Source organism: Streptomyces sp. AHU1 (assembly GCF_045343905.1).
Classification (GTDB): domain Bacteria; phylum Actinomycetota; class Actinomycetes; order Streptomycetales; family Streptomycetaceae; genus Streptomyces; species Streptomyces triticiradicis.
Map to the genome: position 1 here is coordinate 580542 of NZ_CP174283.1, position 26172 is coordinate 606713.

Genomic DNA, 26172 nt, shown 5'->3' on the forward strand with positions numbered 1-26172 from the left:
TCGAGAAGTACCTCATTCCCCTCCGGCGCGCATGTGGACGGCGGTCCGAGGCGTCGGACGTCCTCGTGGCGGCTTCCCTCGGCCCACGCCACGGCTCCCGGGGCCGGAAACCGGTCCGTCAGGGACCTTCGGCCTATGACCCGGACCCGTCCGCGTTCGAGACTGGGGGCAGGAGCGGGGGGACAGCGACCAGCCAACCGCTGGAGGCCGGCCCATGAACACCCGAGGTTCGCCTTACACGTCCGGTCCGCCCTCGCCGCGCGACGAACACGTGCCGAGGAGCGCGAATCCGCTGAAGCGCCCGTCGGACGTGTTCGAGTGGTGGTTCCGGCGTCTCCTGATGGTCGTCCTCGCCGTCGGACTGCCGCTGGCCGCCTACGGCACGGGCATGACCGCGTACGAGACGTCGATGAGCGCGGCGCGCACCCAGGCGGCGCAGCGGCACGAGGTCACCGCCCGGCTGACCGAGGACGCCGAGCGCGACACCTACATGGCGAAGCAGCCGACGCGGGTCCGCTGGACCGGCGCCGACGGCGTCGTGCGGACGGCGGCGGTGCTGGTGAAGCCCGGAACGCCCGAGGGCGCCGCCGTACGCGTGTGGGTGGACCGGAACGGAACCGTCACCGGCCCGCCGACGAGCACGCTCGACGCGAGGACCACGGGCTGGGTGATGGGCGGCGCGGCGGCGTTCGGCACGGCCTTCGGGGTCTACGGGGTCTGGGCGGGCACGCGTGTGCTGCTGAACCGCCACAGGTCCAGGCAGTGGGACACCGAGTGGGAGCGGGCGGAGCCGCTGTGGTCCGCGCGTTTCCGCCGGTGACGGGTCGGTGACCGGACACGGGCCGAGAAGGCGGCACTCATGACGGACGCGAGGACCACGGATCTGTGCGAAGTGACGATGGCCACGTCCTACCCGCGGGAAGGGATGACCGCCCCGGCCACGTTCGGCCTGTTCGTCCGGGACCTGCCTCCCGGACGTGGCTTTTTGATCGGGGCCGGGCCGGAGTCCGCCCTGGACCACCCGTCCGGCTTCCGTGTCGGGGTCGAGGACGTCCGTGCCTTCGCCTCCGCGCCGCACCGGCCGCCGGGCGACCTGGAGCCGCTCCTCGGCCTGGAGTTCACCGGCCGGGTGCGGGCGGTGCCGGAAGGGCGGGTCGTGCTCCCGGGCGAGCCCCTGCTCGAGGTGACCGCTCCCCTCCCCCGGGCGCAACTGGTGGAGACGTACGTGCTCGACCTGCCGAGCCATCGGACGACGATCGTCTCGAAGGCCGCGCGCTGTGTGCTCGCCGCGGCCGGCCGGCCGGTGGTGGACTTCTCCCTGCGGCGCACCCACGGTCCGCAGGCCGGGTTCCAGGCGGCCCGCCTCGGCGCGGTGGCCGGTTTCACCGGGCCCGGCAACGTGGCCGCGGCCACCGCCCTGGGCATACCCGCCGTCGGCACCATGGCCCACTCGTACATGGAGGCGTTCCGGGCGTTCGCCCGCTCCCACCCCGGGCCCGTGACCCTGCTGGTGGACACCTACGCCGTCGGAACGCGCGTGGGGGTGTCGGCCGACGCGCCGTACCTGGACTCCGCGTACAAGATGGTGGAGTACGACGGCCGCCCGGTGATGAAGCTGTCGTCGGCGAAGGTCACGGCACCCGGCCCCAAGCAGGTGTTCCGCCGGCCCGGCCTCGCGCACGTGATCGCTCTCGCCGACGAACGGCCGCCGGACGGCGGCACCGCGCTGCTGGAGACGGTGCTGGAGAACGGGCGGCGCACTGTCGGAGGGCCCACGCTCGACGGGTGCCGGGCCAGATGTGCCGCGCACCTGGGCTCGCTGCCCCCCGCGGCCCGCCGGATCAGGGCGCCGGTCGCGCCTCGCGCCACGGCCTCGAAGCGGTTGCCGGCGCTCACCGCCCGCGTCCGGCACGAATCGAGGAGCGGCTCGCGTCGCAGCAGCCGGTACCCACATGAGGAGGACAGCCATGCCGCACACATCGGAATGGAAGTGCCGTCTCCACCTCTTCGAGGACGACGGAACGACGAAGGCACGCATGGTGCTGGACACCGGCACCACGGAACTCACCGGTCACGGGACCGCGCACTGCAGTCCCGGGGACGCCGACGTCCCGGAGATCGGTGACGAGTTGGCGGCCGGCCGAGCGCTGGACGACCTCGCCCGGCAGCTCCTGCGGGCGGCCGAGCGCGATATCGAGGGCGCGGGCGCGGCACTGCCGGACACCGGCGAGAACGCCGCTTGGTCCCTGTGAAGCGCGACATGAAGCCGCGACCCGTGCGAGACCGAAGTCCGGGAGCGGCTCTCCTGCCGCGCGACGCCGCCGAACGCCGGCACCCCATCGGCTCGTGACCGGGCAACCGCGTCCTGACGGTCGGAGTCACCGGGACCGGGAAGGGACGGCCGCAACGCATCGAGACCACCGGCTGAACCCGGATGCTCACGCGAGACACAGCACCGACTCCAGGAGAGGACGGCCACCATGCGAGCTCACCTCGGCGACCAGCTCGTCATCGAAAGCACGAAGTCCGGCGCGGCCCGGCGCGACGGGGAGATCGTGGGACTCCACCACGCGGACGGCACACCGCCGTACGACGTGCGCTGGTCGGACACGGACGAGGTGGCGCTCGTGTTCCCAGGGCCCGACGCGCGTGTCCGCCATCTGGAGCACGGCGGGCCCGAGACGGTTCACGGGACCGCCTCCCCGGACACCGGCGACGCGAAGGCCGCTGCCCCGAGCGGCCCGACGGCAGTCTCCGCCGGTCCCGGTGACATCGGCCGGCGTGTCGCCGTCGAACGCCGTCGGCAGGGGCTCGGTCTCGAGGAGACCGCCCGCCTGGCACACATGTCGCCCGGATATCTGTCGTACATCGAGGAGCGCCCCGCCGATCCGAGCACGGCTGCCCTGATCAGGCTGGCCGACGCACTGGGCACGACCGCGACCGCGCTGCGCGGAGCCGGGGTGGACCTGCCACCGGGTCAGGGCCACGCGCTGCTGCGTCCACGCTTCCAGGACCTCGGCCCGGACCAGTGCCGCGCCCTGCTCTCCACTCATGGCGTGGGGCGCCTCGCGGTGACCGCACCCGACGGACGGCCGGCGGTCGTCCCGGTCAACTACGAGGTCGTCGATGACACGATCGCCTTCAGGACCGCCCCGGACTCTCTGCCCGCCGCCGCCGTCGGAACGGAGGTCGCCTTCGAGGTCGACCACGTGGACGACGCCCTGAGTCAGGGCTGGAGCGTGCTCGCCGTCGGCCCGGCGAGCGTGACCACGGACCCCGCTGCCGTGCGTGAGCTCACCGCGCGGGCCCACACCACGCCCTGGCCGGGCGGTGACCGCGGGATGTGGGTGTCGATCCGGCCCACGAGCCTGACCGGCCGAAGGATCACCGCGGCCGATCGTTAGGCACCTCGCCCGCGGATCCCTCCTCGGCGCCCCACCGGGCCCGTACCACCGCGACCCGGCCGAAGAGGGACGGCCGGTGCCGCGACGGGCCGCCGGCGGTGCGACGGTTTTCGCAGGGAGCCTCTCGGCAACCGGGCGGAGGCGGTGGCGGCCATGGAACTCCCGCTGGTCGTGGGCGTCGACGGATCGGAGTCCAGCCTGCCGGCGGTCGACCGGGCGGTGGACGAAGCGGCCCGGCACCGACCGACGTTGCGGCTGGTGCACGGCGCCCGGTCGGAACGGTACGAGCGAGCGCTGCCGCCGTTCACGACCGGCGGTCCCGCCGGGGAGGTGACGGCACGGAACATCGTCGCCGCCTGCGCGGAACGCGCCAGGCTCCGGGATCCGGCGGTGAAGGCGTCCAAGCAGGCCGACGTCCTCATGCTCGGTCATCTGTTCCCCCCCCCCCCGCCGAACTCGGACGGCTCTTCGCGCGCCTCGGCCACACCGTCGACGACGAGGTCTGGCGCAGGACGGTCGACCACTACCTCCGGCGCACCAGCCACGGTTCCACCCTCAGCGGACTCGTGCACGGCCTGGTGCCCGCCAGGACGCGGCGGGCCGAAACCTGGCAGTACGTCCAGGAAGCCTTGGAGGCCGGCGTCGCCGACATCCGGGGAGGGACGACCGGCGAGGGCATCCGTCCCGGGGCGATGGCCGGACCCTCGACCTGGTCCAACGCCGGCTGACCGGGCTGGAAACCCGTGAGGACGCCCTGTGGCTCGGCCCGGTGCCCCTCCCGGCGCTCTCCGAGTACGGGTTCACGCTGCGCTGCCGCGGTCACCGGGGGGCGTACGGCGCCGGAGCGGACAGGTGGAGACCCTGAGCGGTGAAGCTCACCGGTGAGGGACCACCGCCACGGGGCAGTGCGCGTGATGCAGCACGGCGTGGACGACGTGCCCCAGCGGCGCCCCGGGGGCGTGCTCGGCCCGACGGGCTCCGACCACGACCAGATCGGCGTGGGCGGAGGCGTCGACGAGGGCTCCGGCCGTGGAGTGGGTCCGGACCAGATCGCTGGTCACCGTCAGGCCGGGAAACTCGTCCCGTACGGGCGCCATGAGGCGGTTGGCATAGCTCGCCTGCTCCTCGGCGACCTCGGTGAGGTCACCGAGCATCGGAACCATGCTGCCCGCGTACTGGTAGTAGGCGTAGGTGCTCAGCACGCGCAGCGAAGCCTTGTGCCGGACGGCGGTCCGTGCCGCGAAGCGCAGCACCCCGAGGTCCCGCTCGTCACGTACGGCGACGAGGACGACTCCTGTGGTGACGTGATCGCGCTCGCCGCGCACCACGACGACGGGGCCTGTCGCGTAGGCGGCCACACAGCGCCCGACCGATCCGACCAGAAGTGCGGAGAACCCGCCGGACCCGCGGGTGCCCACCACGACGAGGCCGTCGTCGCCCGCTGCCTCGAGCAGTGTCTGGGCGGCGGCCCCCTGGCTGACCACGGGAATGACGCGGATGCCGGGCGCCTCGCCCTCCGCCACCGCGACAGCGCTCTCCACGGTGGCCGAAGCGGCGTCGAGCACTAGCCGGGCCACGGATTCGGAGGGCACGTCCGCGGCCAAGGTGTCCAGTTCGGTGGCACACACGATGTGCAGTGGCGCGTCCCTGCACGCGGCCTCGAGAGCGGCCCACCGCACGGCCGTGGCGGCGCCCTCGGATCCATCCGCCCCCACGACGACCGGTCCGCGTACGGCAGGCATGATCCCTCCAAGGTTCAGGGTCGTTCCACGCTGGCACCGCGTACGCGGGCCCGGGTAGTGGCCGTTCGTCCCTGGGGCCGGGCCGAACGGCCCCGAGAGGACCGCGGGCGCGCCGGAAGGGGGACCGCGATCACCGCCCGGCTCGCCGGCGCCCGTCCGCACGGGACGACCGGGCCCGGCGCGCGGGAGGGTCGGCCGGGCCCGTGGCGAGGACCAATGGCCCCTGCCGGGCCGACGCTTCGGGGGCCTTTCATGGAGTCGTCGGCGGCGAGGCCGTCGTATGCGGAACCTCGTGCCGCGCCTCGTGGCACGGGAGACCGGGATCGCCGGAACCCGTCATCCCGACGGCAGCCTTTCCTGCGGCCCGCGCCGTCGTCGGAGAGGGTGGGACGAGAAGCCGCACGAAGGGAGAGCACCGTGAACGCAGAATCCCTCGACACGAACACCATCACGGCACTCGTGACGGACGCCGTCGCCGCGCCCTCGCTGCACAACGCCCAGCCCTGGGTGTTCCGCTACGTGCGGGACACCGGCGTCATCCGGCTCTACGCCGACCCGGAGCGCGCGCTCCCGCACACGGATCCGGAGAACCGGGGCCTGCTCATGGGCTGCGGCGCCGCGTTGTTCAACCTGCGGGTGGCCGCCGCGGCGGCCGGGCTGACGCCGAGGGTGCTGCTGCTGCCCGATCCCGCCTCGGCGGAACTCCTCGCCGAGGTACATCTGTCCGGCACCGGACCGTCCGACGACACGCTCGCGCCGCTGGCCCCCTCGATCCGGCGTCGGCACTCCAGCCGTCTTCCCTTCCGCGACGAGGAGATCCCCGCCGCCACGAAGGAACGGCTGTCCGAGGCGGCCCGCCTCGAAGGCACGGAACTGTTCTTCCCCGACCCCTGGCACGTGCGGTCGATCCTCGACCTGATCAGGGACGCCGAGGAATCCGAAACACTCGACCCGGGAGTGCACGAGGAGACGGTCCGCTGGACTCGCACGGAGCCGTCGACCGTCACCGCCGTGGCGGACGGCATCCCCGGCGAGGCGTTCGGTCCGCGGCAGCGCAACGCATCGGTGCCCGCACGTGATTTCGCCGTCGGCCGTCCCATGCCGGGGCGCGACAGCAAAGCCTTCGAGGAGAATCCGAACATCGCCCTGCTCGGGACAGCCCGTGACGAGCCGGTGGACTGGGTGCGCGCGGGTCAGGCGCTGGAACGGGTTCTGCTCCGGGCCACCGCGGACGGGCTGGTCGCCTCCATCACGTCCCAGCCGCTGGAGTGGCAGGACATCCGGTGGGCCGTCCGTGATCCGGTCTCCGCCATGGCGAACGTCCAGATGGTGATCCGGCTCGGGTACGGCCCCGAGGGCGCGGCGAGCCCGCGGCGGCCGGTGACCGAGGTGCTCGACTTCGTCTGACCCCCCGCCCGGCCTTCACAACCCCCTTCACATCAGCTCACATCAGCGAGGAAGCGAGGAGCGGTCTCATGCGGATCTCGGAGGTGATGACGACTTCCCCGGTGTGTGTGTCACCTGACGCGAGCTTGGCCGAGGTGGCCGGGCAGATGGCCCGACGCGCCGTGGGGTCGGTCCTCGTGATCGAGGACGGAGAGCTGTGCGGCATCGTCACCGACCGGGATCTCGCCGTACGGGGCATGGCCGAAGGCCTGGACCCGGGCACGCGGGTCGATACGGTCATGTCGCCGTGCTCCGTCACGGTCGACGCCGACGACGACCTCCAGGTGGCCTACCGGGCGTTCCGCCGGACAGGGGTCCGCCGGTTGCCGGTTCTGTGCGCGGGCCGTGTGGTGGGCGTGCTGACGGTCGACGACCTGTTCCTCGACGTCTCCCGAAGGCTCACCGACCTGCTCGGCCCGGTCGCCTGGAACATCCTGAGGGAATCACCGGCGCCGCCTTCACCTGCCACGACCCGGCCGTGAGACGCGCCGTGGTCCTCGGCCGTCGTCTCCGGCCCCGCCGTGGGACGACCGGCATCGTGGGGCGTTCCGCGGAAACGGGTGGACCTGGTTGGCGGAACTCGCCCGGGTTCTGCTCCATGCCGGCTCCGCCTCTCGGTCTCTCCCGCCCGGCGCGCACGGATCCCGCACGGGGACCGTTCCCACGGTAGTGCCGCACGGCAGGAGCCGATGAGCCGAAGGGCGCGCCGACCATACCGATCCCGTACCGGGGCTGAAAGTCCCGGGTGAGGGCTGAATGGCCCCTGCCGTCATCTGTCGGCGCGTACCACCGTGGAAGTGACACCCCCTACCGCACCCGTGCGGTCGAGAGAGAAGGCGGTGGAGACAATGACACTCCCCCTCGTCGTGGGCGTCGACGGATCGGACGGCAGCCTCCTGGCCATCGACTGGGCGGTGGACCTGGCCACGCGCAGCGGGCTTCCGCTGCGGCTGGTCCACGCGTCGCTCTGGGAACGGTACGAGGGAGCGTTCCCCTCACTGAGCCGGGAACGCTCCTCCGAGCAGGTGCTGGCGGAACACATCGTCGGCTCGGCGGCGGAACGGGCCCGCCGGCACAACCCCGACCTGAGCATCTCGACGAAGGCAGTGCCGGACGAAGCCGTTTCCACGCTCCTGGACGAAGGGCGGAACGCCACCGCCCTGATCACCGGCTCGCGGGGCCGCGGCGAACTGAAGGGGGCGCTGCTCGGTTCCGTGTCTCTCGCGGTCGCGGCCCGGGCGGACTGCCCGGTCATCGTGGTCAGGGGCGACAAGGCGGCTCTGACCGGATCCCACGAGCGCGTCCTGCTCGGCGCCGGTGACCTCGACACCTGCCGGGCGGCGGTCGGATTCGCGTTCGAGGAGGCCGAGGTTCGCGGGTGTGAGCTGGATGTCGTGCGGGCCTGGCGATGCCCGGCTCGGGAGGCGGCGGACGACACCGCACCGACCGAGGATCCGGAGCACCGGCACGAGAAGCAGGCGGCCGCTCTCGTCGAGAGCCTCATCGCCGACGCGTCCGCCGCCCACCCGGACGTGCGGCTGCGCCGGACGACGGTCGAGGGCGCGGCACGCAAGGTGCTGGTCCATCGCTCGGCCGCCGCCGACCTCGTGGTCCTCGGAGCGCGTCGCCGGTCCGGTCGCTTCGGACTCCAGCTCGGCCGTGTGAGCCACACCCTGCTGCACCACGCCTCCTGCCCGGTGGCGGTCGTACCGAACAGGGCCTGACCGCTCGGCGCCGTGCCGCCACGGTCGCGAGGAACCCGCGCCCGACGGAGAGCGCGGGGAAACGGACCGGGGTCGCCGATCCCACCGTCCGGAAGACGGATACGCACATGAACACTCGGAGCACCGGCGCGGACGAGGAGACCCGGGTGCTGGTCGTGGAGGACGACCGGGGCATCGCGGAGTCGTTGGCGCGCGGGCTGCGGCAGGCCGGCTGCACCGTCGAGGACGTGCGGAGCGGCGGGGCCGCGCTGGCGGCCGTCACCCCCGACGTCGTACTGCTGGACCTCGGGCTGCCGGACATCGACGGTGTCGAGGTCTGCCGGATGCTGCGCGCCCGGTCGGACGCCGCGATCATCGCGGTGACCGCGCGGGGCGAGGAGGCTGACCGGGTGGTGGCACTCGACCAGGGGGCGGACGACTATCTGGTGAAACCGTTCGGGCCGGCCGAGCTGCTGGCCAGGATCCGGGCGGTACTGCGCCGACGGCGGCCGGCCGGGCCGGAGATCGTCCGGCACGGGCCGCTGGAACTCGACCTGCGCACCCGGCGGGTGTCGGTGGGCGGACGCGCGGTGGCGCTGACGCCGAAGGAGTTCGGCATCCTGGAGTGCCTGGCCGCCGATCCGGGCCGGGTGGTCAGCCGGCAGCAGATCCTGGAGCGGGCCTGGGACGCCCACTGGTACGGGCCGACGAAGGTGCTGGACGTGCACATCGCCGCGCTGCGCCGCAAGCTCGGAGAGCCGGGACGAACGCGGCGTGGCCCGCCGCCCCGCCCTCGTCCACAACGCCGAGACACTCGCCCATCTCGCCCTCGTCGCCCGTCACGGACCCGACTGGTTCCGGCGGACGGGCACCCCGGAAGAGCCCGGCACCACGCTCCTCACCGTCCCCGGCGCGGTGGCCGCTCCCGGAGTCCTGGAAGCGGCGCTCGGCACGCCTCTCGCCACCGTCCTCGAGCGTGCCGGAGGCGCGACACAGCCCCTCCGGGCCGTCCTGCTCGGCGGCTTCGGCGGCACCTGGCTGCCGGTGGAGCACCTCCGAACTCCCTTGGCCCGCCGCGAACTCGCGCCGTTGGAGGCCGCACCCGGCGCCGGTGTACTCGTCGCGCTCCCCCACCAGGCCTGCGGGCTGAGGGAGACGGCCCTCCTACTGGGCTACCTCGCCGCCCACGGCGCACGCCGGTGCGGCCCCTGCCGCTACGGTCTGCCCGCCGTGGCCGAGGACTTCGCCGCGCCGGCCGGCGGGCGGACCGACGGAGAACTCATGGTCCGCCTTCGTCGCCGGACGGGTCTGCTGCCCGGCCGCGGGGCCTGCGGCCGCCCGGACGGGGCCGCCCGTCTGGCGGCTTCCGCCCTGCGTACCTTCACCGAGGACGTCGACCACCATCTGACCCGCGGTCGACGAGCCGCCGCGGATCCCCGTACCGCCCGCCACACCCCCGGAGGCATGGCGATGACCAGGACCCTGCGCGTCGACCGCGTCGCCTGCACCGGCCGGGGCCTGTGCGCCGAACTGCTCCCCGAGCTGGTCGACCTCGATGAATGGGGCTACCCCGTACTCGAGGACAGCACCGTCCCCGACCAGCTGCGCGGCCATGCCCGGCGGGCCGTCGCCGCCTGCCCACGCCTGGCCCTGCACACGGACGAGGTGTGAGGGGCGCGCGGGCAGGCGGGCCGGTCGCGGGTCAGTCCCCGTCGCCTCCGTGCGAGGCGGTCTTGGAATAGCCGTCGTGCCACGCCGCCTTCGCCCCGGAGTCGCCGATGCGGTACACGTCCACGACGGCTCCCACTGCCACCACGAGCGTCAGCACCGCGGCCGCGACCCGTACGAACGCGGCGGGCCGGCGCGAGACGTCCGAGTCCCCGGACGCCGTGGTGCGGCCTGTCTTCCACCAGAGGGCGACCGCCAGGACGAACAGACCCCCGGCCCAGGGAAGGAGGCCGTCCCCGAGCTCGGCGTGGCGGCGCACCAGCGCGTCGTCGGCGACGTGTCCCTCCAGCCATTCGCCCGCGTTCGAGGTGAGCGGCACGCTCACGAGCGTGACCAGGGCGAGCAGCGGCAGCGCGATGCCCAGGCGCCGGGCCGCTTCGGGCCATATCGCGCAGACCACGAGGGCGAGCGCGGTCAGGGGAACGAGGACGACCACGAAGTGCACCAGCAGTACGTGCGCGGGCAGGCCGTTGACCAGGCTCATCGGCAACTCCTTGAGATGGGTGGGTACTCACCGTGTCGATCAGGCGCGCCAGACTGGCACAGGAATCTCTCAGGTTCCTCTGAACACCGCTGAACACCGCGCCACCGGTCCGGCCCTCGGTGAACTGACGGCGCGGCAGCCGTTACAGGCGGGTGCGGCCAGGGCCTCCCGGGGCAGGGAACTGGACCATCCGGCCCATGCGGGCTTCCGTGTGCCGGGCGAGAGTGAAAAGGGGGATCCGCACGGCACGAGGAGGCGGGAACCATGAGGCACCGGACAGTTGGCGACCTCATGACCACGTCGGTCGTCGAGGTTCGCCGGGACACCGGATTCAAGGAGATCGCCAAGCTTCTCGCGGAGTACGGCATCACCGCCGTACCGGTCGTGGACGACGACGAGCGCGTCGTGGGCGTGGTCTCCGAAGCGGATCTGCTGCGCAAGGAGGCGGACCGGCTCGATCCGGCCGGGCTGCTGCCCGTCCTGCGCCCCCGTCCCGCCGACCGCACGAAGGCGGAGGCCACGACCGCAGAGGGACTGATGAACGGCCCGGCCGTGACGGCCAGGCCCCAGTGGACGGCGGTCGAGGCCGCGCAGGTCATGGAGCGCCACCACGTCAAACGGCTGCCGGTGGTCGACGAGTCCGGCAGGCTGGTCGGCCTGATCAGCCGGGCGGACCTGTTGCGTGTCTTCCTGCGCGGCGACAGCGCCATCCGGGAGGAGATAGCCGGTGACGTGCTCGTGCGCACCCTCGACGTCGCTCCCGGCGCGGTCGCCGTGCACGTCGTCGACGGGCGGGTGTCGCTGAAGGGCACCGTCGAACGCAAGTCGCTCGTCCCGGTCGTCGTGCGCCTGTGCCAAGGCGTGGACGGGGTGGTCGACGTCTCCGCGGAGCTGCACCACCACCTGGACGACGCCCCCGTGGCTCCGGGGACCGGAACGTCACGCCGGGCCGGACTGGCCACGTGAACGGCCCTGGAGCCGGCACCCCGGACGCGGCCGCAGTTCATGCCCGACCGACCCGTCCGGGTCGCCGCACGAACCACGTGCATCCGTCGGACCGGCGGCGACCGGTCGAGATGACAACGAATCGAGGTGTTGGGACATGACCGGCACTCCGCACATCGTCAGCGATGTGATGACCCAGACGGTCGTGGCCGTGGGACGGGACGCTCCGTTCAAGGAGATCGTGCGGACCCTGGAGCAGTGGAAGGTCAGCGCCATGCCCGTGCTGGAGGGCGAGGGACGCGTCGTCGGTGTCGTGTCCGAGGCCGACCTGCTGCCCAAGGAGGAGTTCCGGGACGAGGAACAGAGCCTCTCCCGGCAGCGGGAACGCCTGGCCGACGCCGCCAAGGCCGGTGCGACCAGGGCCGCGGAACTCATGAGCACTCCGGCGGTCACGGTCCACGCGGACGCCACTCTCGCGCAGGCGGCCCGGATCATGGCCGTCCGCCACGTCAAGCGGCTGCCCGTGGTCGACGCCGTCGGCATGCTCCAAGGCATCGTCAGCCGCGCCGACCTGCTCAAGGTGTTCCTGCGGCCCGACGCGGAGATAGAGGAGGAGGTCCGGCGCACAGTGGTGTCGTACCTCTTCCCGGGCTTCAGCCACGCCATCCACGTGAACGTGGACGAGGGGGTCGTCACCCTGCGCGGTCACGTCCGCGACACCTCGCTCGTCTCCGTGGCGGTGCGCCTCGTGCATGCGGTCGAGGGCGTCGTGGACGTCGTACCGCAGCTCACCGGCGAGTCGGCGGAGGCCACGCCATGACGGACACGGCACCGGACCCATCGGCCGCGCGACAGCCACGGCCCGCGGCCGGACACCGGCTCGATGTCACCCATGTGGACGGGGACGTGTACGAGGTGGACGTCCGAGGACACCGGCTCCTGGTGGACCAGCCCGTGGACGCGGGCGGAACGGACATCGCGCCGACCCCGGTCGAGCTGTTCGCCGCGTCACTGGCCACCTGCGTCGCCTTCTACGCGGGCCGCTACCTCCGGCGCCACGGGCTGCCCCGGGAGGGACTGCGGGTCCGTTCGGAGTTCACCATGGCGACGGACCGGCCCGCCCGTGTCGATTCGGTGCGCGTGGTCGTCGTTCCGCCTCCGGAGCTGTCGGCTCGACGGTATGCAGCCATGCTCGCCGTCGCCTCGCACTGCACGGTCCACAACACACTTCACGAGCCTCCCGGGGTCCGCATCGAGGTGGAGACCTGAGACGGCCCGGCAGGGATGCCGCCCGCTCCGGGCGGACGGGGCCGAACGCCCCAGTGCGTGCGGGCTCTTCGGGTTACGGCAGGTGAGCGGCCCGAGACCGAAACCGACCGTGCCGCGCCGGTACCGCGGGCAGGAAACCCCCGTCCGGTGCGGCCACGAGAAAGCGGGTGACCGTGATGTTCTGGTACGGACATGATCCGAGCGGGTGGGGCTGGTTCACCATGTCGGTCGGCATGATCCTCTTCTGGGCCGTGCTGATCGTCTTCGCCGTCCTGCTGTTCCGGTCCCTGGCCCGGCCCGCGGACAGCGGGGCGAGCACCGGACACGCAGGGTCCGGTCCCGCCCCGGAGCAGCTCCTCGCGGAACGTTTCGCCCGCGGGGAGATCGACGAGGAGGAGTACCGAAGCCGCCTGGCCGTCCTGCGTTCCGGCGACGGCGGGAGCTCCGGGAAGGTCTGACCCGGCGGTCCGCCGTCGCAGGCGACGGCGGACTCGGGAGGGTCACATGACCGGCAGGTCTGGGCGGACGAGTGTGCCCGACGTACCGTGGACCATCTCGTACGCCGCGTCCAGGGCGCCGATGGCGGCCAGTCCCCCGGTGCGTTCCACGAACCGGGCCGCCGCCTCGGTCTTGGGGCCCATCGAACCCTCGGGGAAGCTTCGCCCGCGCAGGTCGGCGGGGGTGGCGCCCAGGACCGGCCGCTGGCCGGGAGTCCCGAAGTCGGCGTAGACGCAGGGCACGTCGGTGAGGATGAGCAGGAAGTCGGCCTTCAGTTCCTCGGCGAGCAGGGCCGCCGTGAGGTCCTTGTCGACGACGGCCTCCACCCCGGTGAGCGCTCCGGTGTCCGGGTCGGCGGTCACGGGGACGCCCCCGCCGCCCGCGCAGACGACGAGCGCGCCGCCGGCGAGCAGTTCGTGGACGGTCTCGGTCTCCAGGATCCGTTCGGGTGCCGGGGAGGGGACGACGCGGCGCCAGCCGGTGGTGTCGGCGGCGATGTGCCAGCCGCGCCTGCGGGCGAGCGCCGACGCGATGTCGTACGGGTACACCTGGCCGACGAACTTCGTGGGGTGCTCGAAGGCGGGGTCGTCGGACCGGACCAGGGTGTGGGTGACCAACGCGATCGTCCGGTGTCCGGGCAGGGCGTCGTGCAGGCTGCGGACCAGCAGGGTGCCGATCAGGCCCTGGGTCTGCGCGCCGAGCAGGTCGAGCGGGTAGGGAGCGCTCAGGACCGGGTCGGCGGCGCTCTCCGCGGCGAGCAGGCCGATCTGGGGGCCGTTGCCGTGCGTGACGACGATCTCGTGGTCATGGGCGAGGGCCGCGATCGCGCTGGTGACGCGGTCGATGTTCGACTCCTGGACGGCCGCGTCGGGACGTTCGCCGCGGCGCAGCAGGGCGTTGCCGCCCAGGGCGATGACGATGCGCATGACTCGGTCCTCCAGGGTGACGGCCAGGACGGCCTCGACGGTGTGCGGTTGGTTCTCCGCCCGGTGGTCGACGTCGGCGGAGGCGGGTGAGGAGCAGACCTCATGATTCTCGTCGGCGGCAGAGGTCGTGGTCAGCGGCCGAACTTCCCCGTCCGGGACCGTTGGTCCCGGACGCCGCCGACCGGACGGCCCCTGTCGCGGGGGACGCCCGGTCGGCGGCGGCCGTGCAGAGCGGGATGGGAGGGAACGGGCGTCCACCGGGCCGGTGGTGACGATCACGTTCTTGATCCACCGGTCTTCCGGGGGCGGCGTCGCGGGCCTGTCGTGGACCGTGCCGACGGCTCCGGGTCAGTGCCGGACGGAAACGCCGTGCGCCGCCTGCCGCTTCCACGCCTCCGCAGGGGTCGGCGAAGTCGACGGGGTCGGTGGGATCCGGCGGCCGCGCATCCGCAGCACCAGGGCGTCGAGCGCGGCACCGACCACGACGACGACCGCGGTCGCGATCACCAGCAGGACGGTGAACTGCTTCCAGAACTCCGGTGTCAAGGTCGTACCCACGGTGTTCACCTCCTCTGTCCGTCGGTCGCCTTTCCCGGTTCCATCGAACCGCGGACGCCCCGGTGGCACAGGGTGCCGAGGGGTCCCCGCCGAACGCCGGTGGGCCCCGGCCGGGGGCCGGGTGGCCCCTCCCCGCGGCCTTGCCGACGGCATCAGGCTGGGCGGGAACAGCCAACGGCCCGGCGGCCTTTCGGGCGCGGGCACGGGAGGAGACACCATGTCCACCACGGCTCTCGACGTCCCGACCCTGGAACGGCTGGTCGCGGCCTCCGTCGCCGCCCCCTCCATCCACAACACCCAGCCCTGGCGGTTCCGGCTCGACCCGGACACCGCCACGCTGGAGATCCGGGCCGCCGCGCAACGGGGCTTACGGCACACCGACCCGTCCGGGCGGGCCCTGCACGTCTCCGTCGGCTGCGCCCTGTTCAACCTGCGTGTGGCGGTCGCCCACCACGGCTGGGAACCCGTGCCCAGGCGTCTCCCCCGTCCCGGCCGACCGGACCTGCTGGCCACCGTGCAGCTCGCCGGAACGTCTCGCCCCTCGGCGACTCCGCGGCTGTACGACGCCCTGTGGCGCCGGCACAGCAGCCGCTTCCCGTTCTCCGACCTGCCGGTGCCCGCTCCCGTACTGACCGAACTGCGCGAGGCCGCCCACGCGGAAGGCGCCGCGCTGGACTTCCCGGGCCTCGCGGAGACCGACCGGCTGCTGTGGCTGACCCGGGACGCCGAGCGGCGCAACACCCTTGACGCCGACCGGTCCGCGGAAAGTCGACGCTGGGTTCGACCGCCCGACGGCGGGTCCCTCGGCATGCCGCCGGAGGTGGTCGGTCCCCAGGACTTCCGGGACCGGATCCCGATGCGTGACTTCGCCGCCCACCCACGTCCTTCGGAACTCCTGGCCCGCCCCTTCGAGAAGCGGCCGGTCCTCGCGGTGCTCTCCACCCTTCACGACCGCCGGACGGACTGGCTGCGCGCCGGGGAAGCGCTCGAACGCGTCCTGCTGGTGGCCACCGCCCACGGCGTACGGACATCACTCCTGCATCAGGCACTGGAATGGCCGGACCTGCGGGGACAACTGGTGGGCGGCCGGAGGAGGTTCGCTCAGATGGTGCTCCGCCTCGGCTACGGCCCGCGGGGACCGGCCTCACCGCGCCGCACGGTCCGCCAGGCCCTGGCGCAGGACGTGTGGTCCGGCGCCGACGACGGCGTGCTCATGAGCTGAAGCGACCGTACGCGGTCGTCTTACGGCGGACCCGGCACGGTACCGGTGGGCCGAGGCGCGGCGCTCGGTCGCGCGAGCGGCCGGGCAGGAACAGGCCCGGCCGCTCGCATCCGGCGCGCCACGGCACGTACGCTCGATCAGCCGTGCCGCACCGGGATGGTCCGGGTACCGGTCTTGGTCTCCGGCACCGGGATCTTGATCGTCAGGACACCGTTCCGGTACTCCGCGGTGGCCTCGTCCCCCTTCGCTCCGGCCGGCAGCCGGACGGAACGGGCGAAACTGCCGTAGCGGAATTCCGTACGGTGCTTCTCGGTCGTCTCCTCACCACGCTCGGACCGCAGGGTCAGAACGCCTTCCGTGACCGTGATCTCCACGTCCTTGGTGGGGTCGATGCCCGGAAGCTCGGCCTTCAGCACGTACACGCCGTCCGTCAGGTGCTCCTCGATCCGGATGTTGTGCAGCCCCGGGATCGCGTGCGTGACCGGAAGTCCTGTCTCCATCCACCCGAACAGGTCGGGAAACGCCGGCCAGCCGGGCAACCGCTCGATCATGCCGTTCATCTTCTCCCTCCTCCCCTTCCCCACTTCCAGGGTCCCGCGCCACGGCACGGCGTGCGTGGGCCGAGCGGGCCCGTCGACGGCCCGGTCGGCCCCTGGCGGCCGGTCACTCTCGGGGTTCCGGCACGGCGTTCGGGCCTTTCGGCCTCGGGGAAGGGCTCCGCGGCCCCTGCCGGCCGGAGCCGTGCTCCACGACCCTGGTGGTACAAGGCCCGGGGCCCCGGCGCCGGGCGCGGGCATCGATGCGGGAGGTGTTGACCGTGCTTCGCCCCGTTGTCGTAGGACTGGACGGTTCACGGGAGAGCCTTGCCGCCGCCGACTGGGCGGCCAGGGAGGCGTTGCGTCGCGGTGCGCCGCTGCGTTTGGTGCACGCGTGGGAGGCGATGGGCAAGGAGCCGTCGACGCTCCCCGAGCTCGACGCGCCCCGCCACTGGGCCCGGCGGATCCTGCGCGATGCCATGGACCGGCTCGACGAGCGTTATCCGCAGGTCCACCTGAGCTCCGAACAGCTCGCCCGGCCTCCGGTCGACGCTCTCGTCGCGGCCGCCGAAGAAGCCGAACTCCTGGTCCTCGGCAGCCGGGCGTTCAGCGGTGTCGGCGGATTCCTGGCAGGTTCCGTGGCCCTGGCCACGGTGGCCCGCCTGACCCGTCCGGCGGTGCTGGTGCGGGCCGACGAGACGCCCGCGGGCGAGCGGGAGCCCGCCACCGGAGGCGTCGCCCCGGAGCGCGGCCCGTACCGCGAGGTGGTGGTGGGCGTGGACACCGACCATCGTTGCCATGACGTCCTGGCGTTCGCCTACGAGAGCGCCGCCCTGCGCTCGGCCCCGCTGCGCGTGGTGCACGCGTGGCGTCCGCCGGGCGCCCTGGGGCCGGGCGCGGAGGATCTGATCGGGCAGGAGGACGCCGAGCAGGCGGTGACCTCGCTCCTGCGGCCGTGGGGCGAGAGGTTCCCGGAGGTCGAGGTCCGCGTGCAGGTGCAGAACGGTCGTCCGGCCGAACTGCTGCTGCACACGGCTCGGGACGCCTGCCTGCTGGTGGTCGGCCGCCGGATCCGTCCGGCCCGGCTCGGCACGCACACGGGACCGGTCGCCCACGCCGCACTGCATCATGTCCGGTGCCCGGTCGCGGTCGTCCCGCACGAGTGACCCACGCGGTTGCGGACGGACCCCGGCCGTCTCGGGACCGGTCCCGTCCGGGACGGCCGGCAGTGGTGGCCGTATTTCACGCGACCTGGGCGAACCGCGCGCCTTACGATCACTCAATCCACTGCCGGAGCGGTCGAAGCGGTGCTGCGGGAGGCCGACCTCCCTTCCGGCACGCCCCGGTCGATCGCCGTCGAGCACGGCATCGCGGTCTTCGCCATCGGCTCCCCCCACTCCTGCGTCTACGGTCTGATGGCACCCGAGGGACCGAAGGCCTGGCGGGCGCCGTGGGCGGAGCCCTGCACCACCGAGGGCGCGTACGACGGATACGCGCTCACGCGGTGGCCGCCGGTCGACGGGTAGCCTCGACCGTCCATCCGGCGATCCGACACGAGAGCCACCGTCCTTCGAGCGATCACGAGTCCGCCGCCACCACGCCCGAACCCGGAGCCCACGAACTCGCCAGGCTCTACCTCGACGCGCTCGAGGACGTCATGCAGCCCGAGGAGTACGCGGACCTGCGCACCCTCGTCCTCACCCTCATCGGGGCGATGACCGAGCCCGCCGGTCCGGACGATCCGCCGTCCCGGGTTCGACTGGACGTCGACCTGACGCCGGCCGTCCACGACGAGTGGCTGACCGTCATGGGCATCCTGGGCAGCGGCCGTACGGACCAGACGATCGTCGACGTCGGCGACGGCACCCGCACGGTCGTGGACAGCGGACTCGCGGCCGATCCCGAAGCGCTGGCCGCGTTCCGCGCGGAGGTCCGGGAACGGAACCGGATCCGTGGACAGGAGCGGGAGTTCCTCGACGGGATCGAGGCCGGCCTCTCCTGACGGCCGGTCCGTGCCGCGACCGGCCGAGGGCGCGTCAGGCCGAGTGCGCGTCAGGAACGGGGAGCGGGGTCGGTGCGTACCGGCGGGGACCGAGGGAAGTCGGCGGCGACTCCCGGCCGCGAACGGGTTGCGTGCCGGCACGACGATGGCGTGGTCCACCAGCGTGGTCGCGCCCGGCTCCGACTCACCGTGCTCCGCGCCGTCCCGCACGCACACGATGCGGTACTCCCCGGAGAACTCCCTGAAGACATGGGGAACGTCGAGCCGGTCGGTCATCAACTGCCAGACCCCGTCGTGCGCCGGACCGCCGATCACGACCAGGTTCTCCTCGGCGTCCGAGGCCATGGCGAAGGCCCGCGCCCCGACCATCAGCGCCTCGTGCAGGCGCAGGTCCTGGGACAGGAACTGCCGCAGGTTCATGGCGGCCAGGGCGTCGGCCTCATGGAGCTTCGGTCTGCACCACGGGACCGGCCGAGGAGAAGGGCTCGCGGATCCGCGCGGACCTGCCACGGCGCCCGTCAACTCCGCACCTGAGCAGTACGCCTGACTTCCCGTCAGCACGGACCGCGTGCCGGACGACAGGCCTTGGCCGATAGTCGTCGGGTCCTCCCGCATCCGCGGGCCCGGGCTCCCTATATTTCCTATCGATTTACTAGGAAAGCATTGACCGGGCGTCCGGTGGCTGCGCAGGATGATGCACATGCCCCCCACACAGCAGCGACTGGTTCGCCGCCGGCACGTCGACTTCGGTCGCGTCGCCAGCGCCGTCTGTTGTAGCGCGTAGGGCACACCCGGCACCCACGTCGTGCGCGTGCCGCCCCCTCTCTCCCGCCCCCGGGCGATCAGGCGAACCCGACCGGCAAGAGACTCCCGACACGGCACCTTGCCGCCGACCTTGAGGAAACCAACATCATGGGCGTTGCCACCGCGCCGTCCGGAGCCGGTTCCGGAGCCGGCCCGAGCGCACCCGAAGCGGCCGGACCCGACCGCACGCACTGGCTGCGTGCGGCCCGTGAGACGGCGGAAGACCTGGCCACGGACGCGGTCGCCAGAGAGCAGGCGGGCAAGGCCCCCTTCGACGAGGTGGCCCGGCTGCGCGAGGCGGGACTGCTGACGCTCCTGGTACCGGCCGACGCCGGAGGAGGCGGCGCGGACTGGACGACGGCCTACGCCGTCGTCCGGGAGATCTCCGCCGCCGACGGCGCGATCGGTCAACTGCTCGGCTGTCACTACTTCTTGTCGTGGAGCGCGCTGTCCTTCGCCGACTCCGCCCGCGCCACCGAGGCCGTGCAGCGTTCCACGAGGAAGCCCTTCCTCTGGGGCGGCGGTCTCGCCCGCCAGGAGCCGCCGCTGCGGCTGACCAGGAAGGCCGGGGGCTACGTCCTCGAAGGACGGCAGAGCTACGCCACAGGGGTCCTGGTCGCCGACCGCCTCGCCGTACGGGGCGAGCGGACCGACACCGGCGAGCCCTTCGCCGTCGTCGTCGACACCGACCGTCCCGGCGTGCGGATCGACGGCGACCCGGACGCCTTCGGCCAGCGGCTCGCGGCCGGCGGCAGTGTGGACTTCGACGCCGTACCGGTCGCCGCCGGCAGCGTGCTCGGATCCCTGTCCGCGGACGAGGAGGTCCTGTCCCCCCTGACCGCCTTCACCTCGCCGGTCGGACGCCTCCTCTCCGTCCAGATCCTTCTCGGCATCGCCGAGGGAGTGCTCACCGAAGTGCGCGAGTACAGCAGGGCGGGCCACTCGCTCCGGCATCCCGCCTGGCCGATCGGCTCCCCCTCGGACCCGCGGATCCTGACCCTGCACGGAGAACTCACCGTTCTCACCCGCTCCGCCTCGGCACTCACCGAGCAGGCGGTGCGGGCGGTGCACGGCGGACTGGCACGCGGTGAGGACCTGAGCTACGACGAGTACGCGGAGATCTCCGTCCTCGTGGCCATGGCCGAAGCCGCCGCGTCCAGGGCCGCGCAGGAGTCCACCACGCGGGCCCTCGACGTCATCGGCGCCCGCTCCGCGTCCTCCCGGCTCGGCTTCGACCGGTTCTGGCGCAACGCGCGGACCCACACCCTGTACGAGCCCGTCGGCCACCGGCTCCGTGACGTCGGGGACTACTTCCTCAACGGCGCCCACCCGCCGTTCGTCCTGCCCGTCTGAACCGGAGAGCGGCGGAAGGGCGTGGATACCGGCCCGAACCGTACGGGATAATGCGCGCATGCGGATTTCAGCCAGGGCGGACTACGCGGTACGTGCCGCACTGCAACTCGCCGCGTCACGGGCCGAGGCACCGTTGAAGGCCGAGGCGATCGCGGACGCCCAGGACATTCCGCACAAGTTCCTCGAAGGCATCCTGAACGACATGCGCCGGGGCGGTCTCGTCCTCAGCCAGCGCGGCGGCAACGGGGGCTACCGCCTGGCCAGGCCCGCCGGGTCCATCACCATCGCCGACGTCATACGCACCGTGGACGGACCGCTCGTCTCGGTGCGTGGCGTCCGCCCCCCGGACCTCTCCTACACCGGCCCGGCCCAGTCGCTGCTCCCCCTGTGGATCGCGCTGCGGTCCAACGTGCGCGAGATCCTCGAGGGGGTCTCGCTCGCCGACGTGGCGTCGGCCCAACTGCCCCCCGACGTCTGCGCCCTGACCGACGCCCCGGGAGCCTGGGCCAACCCCTGACACCACGCACCCGCACCACCCGTGACGGCGACACCGTCTCCGAATTCCTTCCCCACCGACACTCCTTCCCCGGACCGGGACCGCCGGGCGCGGCCGAACGGTTCAGGCCGACCTGGCGGCCGACGGAGCGGCCGGAGTTTTCCGGGTGGCGCTCAGGGCACCCGGGCTCCGCTGATCATTCGTCCGCGCGGCCCCGTGAACCCGGAAGGAGACACATGCTCTTCCTCGTCGCCGCTTTCCTGCTCCTCGGAGTGGTAGTGGGTGCCGCGGCGCACCTGCCGCTGCCCGTCACGCTCGCCGCGTCCGTGGCCATCGGCTGCTGGCTGCTCGTCTACGGCCTGCGAAAACACCGTCCGGACGGTGACGCGGCGCAAAGGCGCGCCTCCTCCCGGAGCGGGGAGGCCCGATGAGCCGCCCCGTGACCGGCACGACGCGGACGGCCTCGCGCCGTGACCCGTACGCCCTGGCCGCGGCGTCCTTCGTCCTCGGCCTGGTCGGACTCCTGGTCTTCAACCTGTTCCTGGGGCCGACCGCCGTCGTTCTCGGGCTCCTCGCCCTGCACCGCGGCACCACCCACCGCCACCGGGCCTACCTCGGGATACTGCTCGGTGCCGCCGACCTGGTCGTCCTGGCTCTCGTCACCGCGGCGGACAACACGGTGAGCTGGCACTTCTGAGCACCCCGGCCCGCGCACCCGGCGCACGGAGGTGTGCCCCGGTGGGCGAAGGTCCCGGCGGCCGACCGACCGCGGCCGTCGCGGCGTGTCGCCGGACCCGCGCCCCGGGGCCGATGGCACATGTGGCCCCCGTGCGCCGGAAACCCCAGGCCGGACACGTGTCCGGCCCCTCCTGAAGTGGCGCAACATTCCGGCAACACGACTTTTCCCATCGGATCGGTAGGGTTCGACCCGTGCCTCCCACCGACCGCATCCGCGACCACGCCGGCCAGGGCGCGACCACCGTCGCCGCCCACCGCGCGCGGCGCCGGCTGCGCGCCGACCGGGCCCGGCAACTCGCCGACCTCCTCCGCCGCCAACTCCTCACCGGCGGATTCCCCACGGACACGTTGCCCCACGAGTCGATCCTCGCCGGTGACTACGGCGCTTCGCGCAACACCGTGCGCGAAGCCCTCGACCTGCTGCGCGCCGAAGGCCTGGTGGAACGCCAGCCGGGCGTCGGCACCGTGGTCGTCGCCCGGAAGTACCAGCACGGCCTCGACCGCCTGATGGGCCTCGCCGAGACCCTCCACGAACAGGGCCGCGTCACCAACGAGGTCCGCACGGCCGGTCCCGCGCCCGCTCCGGCGCCGGTCGCCGAGCGGCTCCACGTCCCGCCCGGCGCCGACGTCCTCTACATCGAACGCCTGCGCCGCCTGGGCGGTCTCCCCCTGTCCCTCGACCTCACCTACATCCCCCTCGACATCGGTACCGCCCTGCTCGGCGCCGACCTGGAGAACACCGACGTCTTCCGCCTCCTGGAGACCATCACCGGCCGGCCCCTCGGCCACGCCGAGATCACCCTGGAGGCGGTCACCGCGGACGCCCACTCCGCCGCCGTGCTCGAAGCCCCGCGCGGCACGGCCGTCCTCATGCTGGAACGGCTCACGCACCTCGACGACGGCCGCCCGGTCGACCTGGAGTTCATCCGGTTCCGCGGCGACCGCATCACGATGAGCGGCCTCCTGCGCCGCTCCTGCTGACACCCCCCTTCCTCCACCGCACGACCTTCCCGGAGACAGCCATGCCCTTGGCGCCCCAGCGGGCCGACGTGCCCGTGACCATCGACCAGTCGAAGTGCATCGACGGCTGCACACTCTGTGTGGACATGTGCCCGCTGGACTCCCTCGCCATCGACGACAGCAGCGGCAAGGCCTACATGCACGTCGACGAGTGCTGGTACTGCGGCCCGTGCGCGGCCCGCTGTCCCACCGGAGCCGTCACGGTCAACATGCCCTATCTGCTCCGGTGAAAGGTCCCGAACTCCCATGAAGCACAAAGCGGTTGCCGCGAGCTTCCTGCTGCTCCTCCCCCTGACGGCGTGCGGCGGCACGGCCGCGGCCGGAGGTGACGGCTCCACCGTCACCGTCACGGTCGGGTACCAGTCCAAAACCATCAACACCGTCACCGCGGGCACCCTCCTGCGCTCCCTCGGCCTGTTCGAGAAGGAGCTCGGCGCCCTCCACGACGGCCACACCTACAAGGTCGACTGGCAGGACTACGCGACCGGCGCCCCCATCACCGCCCAGATGACCGCCGGGAAGATCGACATCGGTTCGATGGGCGACTTCCCCCTCCTCATCAACGCGGCCCGGGGCAAGCAACTCGGCCGCCCCACGCACCTCGTGTCGGTCACCGGCTACAACCTCCGCGGCGGCCTCAACACCATCGTCACCGCCCTTGACTCCAGGATCGACTCGCTCGCGGACCTCAAGGGCAAGAAGGTCTCGACGAGCATCGGCTCCGCCGCCGACGGCACACTCGTACGGGCCCTGCGACGCGCCGGTGTCGACCCCGACAAGGGCATCGGGAAGCTCAACCAGCAGCCGGCGGTGGGGGCGTCCGCCCTCTCCGCGGGGAGCGTCGACGCGCTGTCCCAGTTCGTCGCCTGGCCGGGTCTGCTCGCCTACCAGGGCAAGGCGAAGGCCCTGTACGACGGGGCCCAGCTCGACCTGCCGACCTTCCACGGCGTCACCGTCCGCGAGGACTTCGCCGAGAAGAGGCCCGCCGTCCTGGAAGCCTTCCTCAAGGCCCAGGCGAAGACCACGGACTATCTCGACGCCCACCCCGTGTCCGCGGCCGAGAAGGTCGCCGAGGCCACCGGACTGCCCGCCGAGGTCGTCTACCTGTACAACGGCGCCCACGGCATCTCCACCTTCGACCCGGCGGTCAAGCCGCGGCTCGTCTCCGCCCTGAAGCAGGACGTGTCGATCCTCAGGTCGGCGAAGCTCACCGGCGACGTGGACGTCGACGCCTTCGTCGACGACCGGTACGTCAGGAAGGCCCTCGGCGCCGCCTACGCCGAGCGCCTCGCCGCGAGTCCCCCACCAGCCGCGAGCGAGGTGTGGACCAAGGGCGCCCGGCAGACCCGTACCTTCAAGTCACCGAGGGAACTGCTCGGTCATCTCGCCGGGCACAAGGCCGGCATCCGCGCCGCCTACGTGCCCGACGCCACCACCGGCACCCTCTGGTTCGCCGACCGGGCGGTCTGGGTGGCCGACGGCGAGCGGTTGCTCCCCTTCGTCGCGCCGGCGACCGCGAAGGCGTACACCGCCGGACACCCCGGCGCCCACGTCATCACCTACGCCGACGCCCTGCGGCGGGCGTCATGACCCGGGACGCGCGACAGGACGGCCGGTTCGCGCCGCGCGATCCACGGCGGGCCGGCCGGTTCGCGCCGCGGTATCCGCGCCGGTACGGCCGGTTCGCACTGCGCCTCGGCTCGCTGGCGACCGCCCTCGGCGTCTGGCAGCTGCTGACCGGCCTGGACGTCGACCTGTGGCTGCGCTTCTCGCAGTTCCCCACGGTCGCCGACGTGGCACGCGCCTTCGCCGACCGCCTGTCGGGACCCGACTACTGGACGGACCTCACCGACAGCCTCACCCGCATCCTCACCGGCTTCCTGCTGGCCGCCGTCCTGGGCGTGGCCACGGGCGTGCTCGTGGCCCGCTCCCGTCTCGCCGAGGACCTGCTCGGCCCGCTCGTGGAAGTGGTCCGGCCCGTCCCGGCGATCGCGCTCGTCCCCGTGGCGATCCTCCTGCTGCCGACCAACGAACAGGGCATCGTCTTCATCACCTTCACCGCGGCCTTCTTCCCGGTCCTGGTCTCCACCCGTCACGCCGTCCGGGCGCTGACGCCCGTCTGGGAGGAGGCCGTGCGCACCATGGGCGCCGGCCGCCTGCGCATCCTCGGTTCGGTCGTCCTGCCGGGTGCGCTGCCCGGCATCTTCGGCGGCCTCTCGGTCGGCCTCGGCGTCTCCTGGATCTGCGTCATCTCCGCCGAGATGATCTCCGGCCAGTACGGCGTCGGCTACCGCACCTGGCAGGACTACACGATCGTCGACTACCCGGGCGTGTTCGTCGGGATGGTCACGATCGGCGTCCTCGGCTGGATCACCTCCACGGCCGTGGAGGTGCTGGGCCGCCGCCTGACCCGCTGGCTGCCCCGTACGTCGTACGTCCCCGGCGCGCGGGCCCCGCGCCGGGCGCGCGGCCCCCTCACCGCCGTACCGGCGGCGCCCGCGACGGAGAAGGAGGTACCCCATGACCAGCTCGTCTGACGTCCGTCCGGTGTCGCGCACAGGGGCGGGACTCACCCTGCGCGACGCCGTCCTCGGCCACCCGGACGCTCCCGTACTGCACGGGGTGGACCTGGACGTGGCCCCCGGCGAGATCCTCACCGTCGTCGGCCCCTCCGGCTGCGGCAAGTCGACCCTGCTGCGCACCCTCGCCGGACTGCTGTCCCCCCTCGCCGGAGAGGCCGCCCAGGACACGCGCCCGCTGACGGGCCCCTCCGCCGACCGCGCCCTGGTCTTCCAGGAGGACGCCCTGCTGCCCTGGCGCACCCTGCTCGCGAACGTCGAACTGCCCCTCGCCGTCCAGGGCGTGTCCCGCGCCGAACGCCGCGCCCAGGCCGGGTCCTGGCTCGCCCGGGTCGGACTCGCCGAACAGGCACGGCAGTTGCCGCACCGGGTCTCCGGCGGCCAGCGTCAGCGCGCGCAGTTGGCCCGGGCCCTGGCACCGGCGCCGCGCGCCGTCCTCATGGACGAGCCGTTCGGGGCGCTCGACGCCCAGACCCGCGCCGGCATGCAGGACCTGCTGGTGGAGGTGTTGCGGGGCACGGGCGCGACCGTCGTGTTCGTGACCCACGACGTCGACGAGGCCCTGTTCCTCGGCGACCGGATGGCGCTGCTCGGCTCCGGCGCTCTCGCCGCGCTGCACGAGGTGCCCCGCCCGCGCGACCGTACGGCGCACGACGATCCGGCACGCGTGGCGCTGCGCCGCGAAGTCCTCTCCTCGCTCGGTACCTGAAAGGCATGTC

Annotated in this window: 29 protein-coding genes and 4 pseudogenes; 28 read left to right on the forward strand and 5 right to left on the reverse strand. The window is 72.8% G+C overall.

Features of this window, described 5'->3' with window-relative positions; genetic code table 11:
* Nucleotides 1-214 precede the first annotated feature (214 nt).
* The 6 genes and pseudogenes from ACICHK_RS02710 to ACICHK_RS02735 form a co-directional block, all read left to right on the forward strand.
* Complete coding sequence (locus ACICHK_RS02710) at nucleotides 215-820, forward strand: hypothetical protein (RefSeq protein ID WP_406835472.1); 606 nt, start codon at nucleotides 215-217, stop codon at nucleotides 818-820.
* 39 nt (nucleotides 821-859) lie between these two features.
* Nucleotides 860-1909: pseudogene (locus tag ACICHK_RS02715) on the forward strand (hypothetical protein); the annotation flags it as partial.
* 58 nt (nucleotides 1910-1967) lie between these two features.
* On the forward strand, nucleotides 1968-2252 hold the full coding sequence (locus ACICHK_RS02720; protein WP_406835473.1) for a DUF1876 domain-containing protein: 285 nt from the start codon (nucleotides 1968-1970) through the stop codon (nucleotides 2250-2252).
* Nucleotides 2253-2480: 228 nt separating this feature from the next.
* Nucleotides 2481-3404 carry a DUF1918 domain-containing protein gene (locus ACICHK_RS02725; protein WP_406835474.1) on the forward strand — a complete coding sequence of 308 codons (924 nt, stop codon included), beginning with the start codon at nucleotides 2481-2483 and terminating at the stop codon, nucleotides 3402-3404.
* A 153-nt stretch (nucleotides 3405-3557) separates the two neighbouring features.
* Nucleotides 3558-3737, forward strand: a pseudogene (locus ACICHK_RS02730) (universal stress protein); the annotation flags it as partial.
* 60 nt (nucleotides 3738-3797) lie between these two features.
* Nucleotides 3798-4233 (forward strand): annotated as a pseudogene (locus tag ACICHK_RS02735) (glycoside hydrolase family 65 protein); the annotation flags it as partial.
* Nucleotides 4234-4279: 46 nt separating this feature from the next.
* Here ACICHK_RS02735 and ACICHK_RS02740 read toward each other — a convergent pair.
* Nucleotides 4280-5146: a universal stress protein gene (locus ACICHK_RS02740; RefSeq protein ID WP_406835476.1), complete on the reverse strand. Its 867-nt coding sequence runs from the start codon at nucleotides 5144-5146 to the stop codon at nucleotides 4280-4282.
* Nucleotides 5147-5563: 417 nt separating this feature from the next.
* Here ACICHK_RS02740 and ACICHK_RS02745 point away from each other — a divergent pair, with 417 nt between their 5' ends.
* The 5 genes and pseudogenes from ACICHK_RS02745 to ACICHK_RS02765 all read left to right on the forward strand — a co-directional run bounded on the left by ACICHK_RS02745 (nucleotide 5564) and on the right by ACICHK_RS02765 (nucleotide 9966).
* Nucleotides 5564-6553 carry an Acg family FMN-binding oxidoreductase gene (locus ACICHK_RS02745; RefSeq protein ID WP_406835478.1) on the forward strand — a complete coding sequence of 330 codons (990 nt, stop codon included), beginning with the start codon at nucleotides 5564-5566 and terminating at the stop codon, nucleotides 6551-6553.
* 86 nt (nucleotides 6554-6639) lie between these two features.
* A complete protein-coding gene (locus tag ACICHK_RS02750; RefSeq protein WP_406841147.1) occupies nucleotides 6640-7074 on the forward strand; it encodes a CBS domain-containing protein in 435 nt (144 codons plus the stop codon).
* Nucleotides 7075-7440: 366 nt separating this feature from the next.
* Entirely contained in the window at nucleotides 7441-8316 is an 876-nt protein-coding gene (locus tag ACICHK_RS02755) for a universal stress protein (RefSeq protein WP_406835480.1), read from the forward strand.
* A gap of 107 nt (nucleotides 8317-8423) precedes the next feature.
* Nucleotides 8424-8999: pseudogene (locus tag ACICHK_RS02760) on the forward strand (response regulator transcription factor); the annotation flags it as partial.
* Between the two features lie 70 nt (nucleotides 9000-9069).
* A complete protein-coding gene (locus tag ACICHK_RS02765; protein WP_406835481.1) occupies nucleotides 9070-9966 on the forward strand; it encodes a ferredoxin in 897 nt (298 codons plus the stop codon).
* Nucleotides 9967-9997: 31 nt separating this feature from the next.
* On the opposite strand, the gene ACICHK_RS02770 is transcribed toward ACICHK_RS02765, so the two are convergent.
* Nucleotides 9998-10507 (reverse strand): DUF2231 domain-containing protein, encoded by a 510-nt coding sequence (locus ACICHK_RS02770; RefSeq protein ID WP_406835482.1) that lies wholly within the window; start codon nucleotides 10505-10507, stop codon nucleotides 9998-10000.
* A gap of 264 nt (nucleotides 10508-10771) precedes the next feature.
* On the opposite strand from ACICHK_RS02770, the gene ACICHK_RS02775 reads away from it, so the two are divergent.
* The 4 genes from ACICHK_RS02775 (at nucleotide 10772) to ACICHK_RS02790 (ending at nucleotide 13179) form a co-directional block, all read left to right on the forward strand.
* Nucleotides 10772-11473: a CBS domain-containing protein gene (locus tag ACICHK_RS02775; RefSeq protein ID WP_406835483.1), complete on the forward strand. Its 702-nt coding sequence runs from the start codon at nucleotides 10772-10774 to the stop codon at nucleotides 11471-11473.
* A gap of 136 nt (nucleotides 11474-11609) precedes the next feature.
* Complete coding sequence (locus tag ACICHK_RS02780; protein WP_151467886.1) at nucleotides 11610-12272, forward strand: CBS domain-containing protein; 663 nt, start codon at nucleotides 11610-11612, stop codon at nucleotides 12270-12272.
* Complete coding sequence (locus ACICHK_RS02785; protein WP_406835485.1) at nucleotides 12269-12721, forward strand: OsmC family protein; 453 nt, start codon at nucleotides 12269-12271, stop codon at nucleotides 12719-12721. The genes ACICHK_RS02780 and ACICHK_RS02785 overlap by 4 nt, the downstream gene beginning before the upstream one ends.
* Nucleotides 12722-12897: 176 nt before the next feature.
* Nucleotides 12898-13179: an SHOCT domain-containing protein gene (locus ACICHK_RS02790; protein WP_406841148.1), complete on the forward strand. Its 282-nt coding sequence runs from the start codon at nucleotides 12898-12900 to the stop codon at nucleotides 13177-13179.
* Between the two features lie 42 nt (nucleotides 13180-13221).
* Here the strand turns inward: ACICHK_RS02790 and ACICHK_RS02795 are convergent, their stop codons facing one another.
* Complete coding sequence (locus ACICHK_RS02795) at nucleotides 13222-14145, reverse strand: carbamate kinase (protein WP_406835486.1); 924 nt, start codon at nucleotides 14143-14145, stop codon at nucleotides 13222-13224.
* 348 nt (nucleotides 14146-14493) lie between these two features.
* A complete protein-coding gene (locus tag ACICHK_RS02800; RefSeq protein WP_406835487.1) occupies nucleotides 14494-14703 on the reverse strand; it encodes a hypothetical protein in 210 nt (69 codons plus the stop codon).
* 217 nt (nucleotides 14704-14920) lie between these two features.
* On the opposite strand from ACICHK_RS02800, the gene ACICHK_RS02805 reads away from it, so the two are divergent.
* Nucleotides 14921-15925, forward strand: coding sequence for an Acg family FMN-binding oxidoreductase (locus ACICHK_RS02805; protein WP_406835489.1), 1005 nt, complete (start codon nucleotides 14921-14923; stop codon nucleotides 15923-15925).
* 137 nt (nucleotides 15926-16062) lie between these two features.
* Here the strand turns inward: ACICHK_RS02805 and ACICHK_RS02810 are convergent, their stop codons facing one another.
* On the reverse strand, nucleotides 16063-16485 hold the full coding sequence (locus ACICHK_RS02810; RefSeq protein ID WP_406835490.1) for an Hsp20/alpha crystallin family protein: 423 nt from the start codon (nucleotides 16483-16485) through the stop codon (nucleotides 16063-16065).
* Nucleotides 16486-16742: 257 nt separating this feature from the next.
* Between ACICHK_RS02810 and ACICHK_RS02815 the strand changes: the two genes are divergently transcribed.
* The 12 genes from ACICHK_RS02815 to ACICHK_RS02870 all read left to right on the forward strand — a co-directional run bounded on the left by ACICHK_RS02815 (nucleotide 16743) and on the right by ACICHK_RS02870 (nucleotide 26162).
* Nucleotides 16743-17627, forward strand: a complete 885-nt coding sequence (locus ACICHK_RS02815; protein ID WP_406835492.1) for a universal stress protein — start codon at nucleotides 16743-16745, stop codon at nucleotides 17625-17627.
* Nucleotides 17628-17768: 141 nt separating this feature from the next.
* Nucleotides 17769-17987, forward strand: coding sequence for a hypothetical protein (locus ACICHK_RS02820; RefSeq protein ID WP_406835493.1), 219 nt, complete (start codon nucleotides 17769-17771; stop codon nucleotides 17985-17987).
* Nucleotides 17966-18463 (forward strand): hypothetical protein, encoded by a 498-nt coding sequence (locus tag ACICHK_RS02825; protein ID WP_406835494.1) that lies wholly within the window; start codon nucleotides 17966-17968, stop codon nucleotides 18461-18463. Before ACICHK_RS02820 ends, ACICHK_RS02825 begins: the two co-directional genes overlap by 22 nt.
* Nucleotides 18464-19375: 912 nt before the next feature.
* The gene (locus tag ACICHK_RS02830) at nucleotides 19376-20620 is read left to right on the forward strand and encodes an acyl-CoA dehydrogenase family protein (RefSeq protein WP_406835495.1); all 1245 of its coding nucleotides are present in this window, start codon (nucleotides 19376-19378) and stop codon (nucleotides 20618-20620) included.
* 58 nt (nucleotides 20621-20678) lie between these two features.
* Nucleotides 20679-21137 (forward strand): Rrf2 family transcriptional regulator, encoded by a 459-nt coding sequence (locus ACICHK_RS02835; protein WP_151467895.1) that lies wholly within the window; start codon nucleotides 20679-20681, stop codon nucleotides 21135-21137.
* 215 nt (nucleotides 21138-21352) lie between these two features.
* A complete protein-coding gene (locus ACICHK_RS02840; protein WP_151467896.1) occupies nucleotides 21353-21547 on the forward strand; it encodes a hypothetical protein in 195 nt (64 codons plus the stop codon).
* Nucleotides 21544-21813 (forward strand): DUF4190 domain-containing protein, encoded by a 270-nt coding sequence (locus tag ACICHK_RS02845; protein ID WP_406835497.1) that lies wholly within the window; start codon nucleotides 21544-21546, stop codon nucleotides 21811-21813. Before ACICHK_RS02840 ends, ACICHK_RS02845 begins: the two co-directional genes overlap by 4 nt.
* A gap of 233 nt (nucleotides 21814-22046) precedes the next feature.
* Nucleotides 22047-22835 carry a GntR family transcriptional regulator gene (locus ACICHK_RS02850; protein ID WP_406835498.1) on the forward strand — a complete coding sequence of 263 codons (789 nt, stop codon included), beginning with the start codon at nucleotides 22047-22049 and terminating at the stop codon, nucleotides 22833-22835.
* Nucleotides 22836-22876: 41 nt separating this feature from the next.
* The gene (locus tag ACICHK_RS02855; protein ID WP_037623574.1) at nucleotides 22877-23104 is read left to right on the forward strand and encodes a ferredoxin family protein; all 228 of its coding nucleotides are present in this window, start codon (nucleotides 22877-22879) and stop codon (nucleotides 23102-23104) included.
* A 16-nt stretch (nucleotides 23105-23120) separates the two neighbouring features.
* A complete protein-coding gene (locus ACICHK_RS02860; RefSeq protein WP_406835500.1) occupies nucleotides 23121-24464 on the forward strand; it encodes an ABC transporter substrate-binding protein in 1344 nt (447 codons plus the stop codon).
* Nucleotides 24461-25411, forward strand: a complete 951-nt coding sequence (locus ACICHK_RS02865) for an ABC transporter permease (RefSeq protein WP_225860371.1) — start codon at nucleotides 24461-24463, stop codon at nucleotides 25409-25411. Before ACICHK_RS02860 ends, ACICHK_RS02865 begins: the two co-directional genes overlap by 4 nt.
* On the forward strand, nucleotides 25395-26162 hold the full coding sequence (locus tag ACICHK_RS02870; RefSeq protein ID WP_406835503.1) for an ABC transporter ATP-binding protein: 768 nt from the start codon (nucleotides 25395-25397) through the stop codon (nucleotides 26160-26162). The genes ACICHK_RS02865 and ACICHK_RS02870 overlap by 17 nt, the downstream gene beginning before the upstream one ends.
* Nucleotides 26163-26172 lie beyond the last annotated feature (10 nt).

What these genes read in the sequence shown, in the direction of transcription:
- ACICHK_RS02835 (WP_151467895.1), top strand. Translation starts at nt 20,679, where the DNA reads ATGCGGATTTCAGCCAGGGCGGACTACGCGGTACGTGCCGCACTGCAA.
- ACICHK_RS02720 (WP_406835473.1), top strand. Translation starts at nt 1,968, where the DNA reads ATGCCGCACACATCGGAATGGAAGTGCCGTCTCCACCTCTTCGAGGAC.
- ACICHK_RS02725 (WP_406835474.1), top strand. Translation starts at nt 2,481, where the DNA reads ATGCGAGCTCACCTCGGCGACCAGCTCGTCATCGAAAGCACGAAGTCC.
- ACICHK_RS02855 (WP_037623574.1), top strand. Translation starts at nt 22,877, where the DNA reads ATGCCCTTGGCGCCCCAGCGGGCCGACGTGCCCGTGACCATCGACCAG.
- ACICHK_RS02785 (WP_406835485.1), top strand. Translation starts at nt 12,269, where the DNA reads ATGACGGACACGGCACCGGACCCATCGGCCGCGCGACAGCCACGGCCC.
- ACICHK_RS02795 (WP_406835486.1), bottom strand. Translation starts at nt 14,145, where the DNA reads ATGCGCATCGTCATCGCCCTGGGCGGCAACGCCCTGCTGCGCCGCGGC.
- ACICHK_RS02860 (WP_406835500.1), top strand. Translation starts at nt 23,121, where the DNA reads ATGAAGCACAAAGCGGTTGCCGCGAGCTTCCTGCTGCTCCTCCCCCTG.
- ACICHK_RS02790 (WP_406841148.1), top strand. Translation starts at nt 12,898, where the DNA reads ATGTTCTGGTACGGACATGATCCGAGCGGGTGGGGCTGGTTCACCATG.
- ACICHK_RS02810 (WP_406835490.1), bottom strand. Translation starts at nt 16,485, where the DNA reads ATGAACGGCATGATCGAGCGGTTGCCCGGCTGGCCGGCGTTTCCCGAC.
- ACICHK_RS02755 (WP_406835480.1), top strand. Translation starts at nt 7,441, where the DNA reads ATGACACTCCCCCTCGTCGTGGGCGTCGACGGATCGGACGGCAGCCTC.
- ACICHK_RS02750 (WP_406841147.1), top strand. Translation starts at nt 6,640, where the DNA reads ATGACGACTTCCCCGGTGTGTGTGTCACCTGACGCGAGCTTGGCCGAG.
- ACICHK_RS02740 (WP_406835476.1), bottom strand. Translation starts at nt 5,146, where the DNA reads ATGCCTGCCGTACGCGGACCGGTCGTCGTGGGGGCGGATGGATCCGAG.
- ACICHK_RS02805 (WP_406835489.1), top strand. Translation starts at nt 14,921, where the DNA reads ATGTCCACCACGGCTCTCGACGTCCCGACCCTGGAACGGCTGGTCGCG.
- ACICHK_RS02865 (WP_225860371.1), top strand. Translation starts at nt 24,461, where the DNA reads ATGACCCGGGACGCGCGACAGGACGGCCGGTTCGCGCCGCGCGATCCA.
- ACICHK_RS02870 (WP_406835503.1), top strand. Translation starts at nt 25,395, where the DNA reads ATGACCAGCTCGTCTGACGTCCGTCCGGTGTCGCGCACAGGGGCGGGA.
- ACICHK_RS02780 (WP_151467886.1), top strand. Translation starts at nt 11,610, where the DNA reads ATGACCGGCACTCCGCACATCGTCAGCGATGTGATGACCCAGACGGTC.
- ACICHK_RS02840 (WP_151467896.1), top strand. Translation starts at nt 21,353, where the DNA reads ATGCTCTTCCTCGTCGCCGCTTTCCTGCTCCTCGGAGTGGTAGTGGGT.
- ACICHK_RS02775 (WP_406835483.1), top strand. Translation starts at nt 10,772, where the DNA reads ATGAGGCACCGGACAGTTGGCGACCTCATGACCACGTCGGTCGTCGAG.
- ACICHK_RS02830 (WP_406835495.1), top strand. Translation starts at nt 19,376, where the DNA reads ATGGGCGTTGCCACCGCGCCGTCCGGAGCCGGTTCCGGAGCCGGCCCG.
- ACICHK_RS02710 (WP_406835472.1), top strand. Translation starts at nt 215, where the DNA reads ATGAACACCCGAGGTTCGCCTTACACGTCCGGTCCGCCCTCGCCGCGC.
- ACICHK_RS02770 (WP_406835482.1), bottom strand. Translation starts at nt 10,507, where the DNA reads ATGAGCCTGGTCAACGGCCTGCCCGCGCACGTACTGCTGGTGCACTTC.
- ACICHK_RS02845 (WP_406835497.1), top strand. Translation starts at nt 21,544, where the DNA reads ATGAGCCGCCCCGTGACCGGCACGACGCGGACGGCCTCGCGCCGTGAC.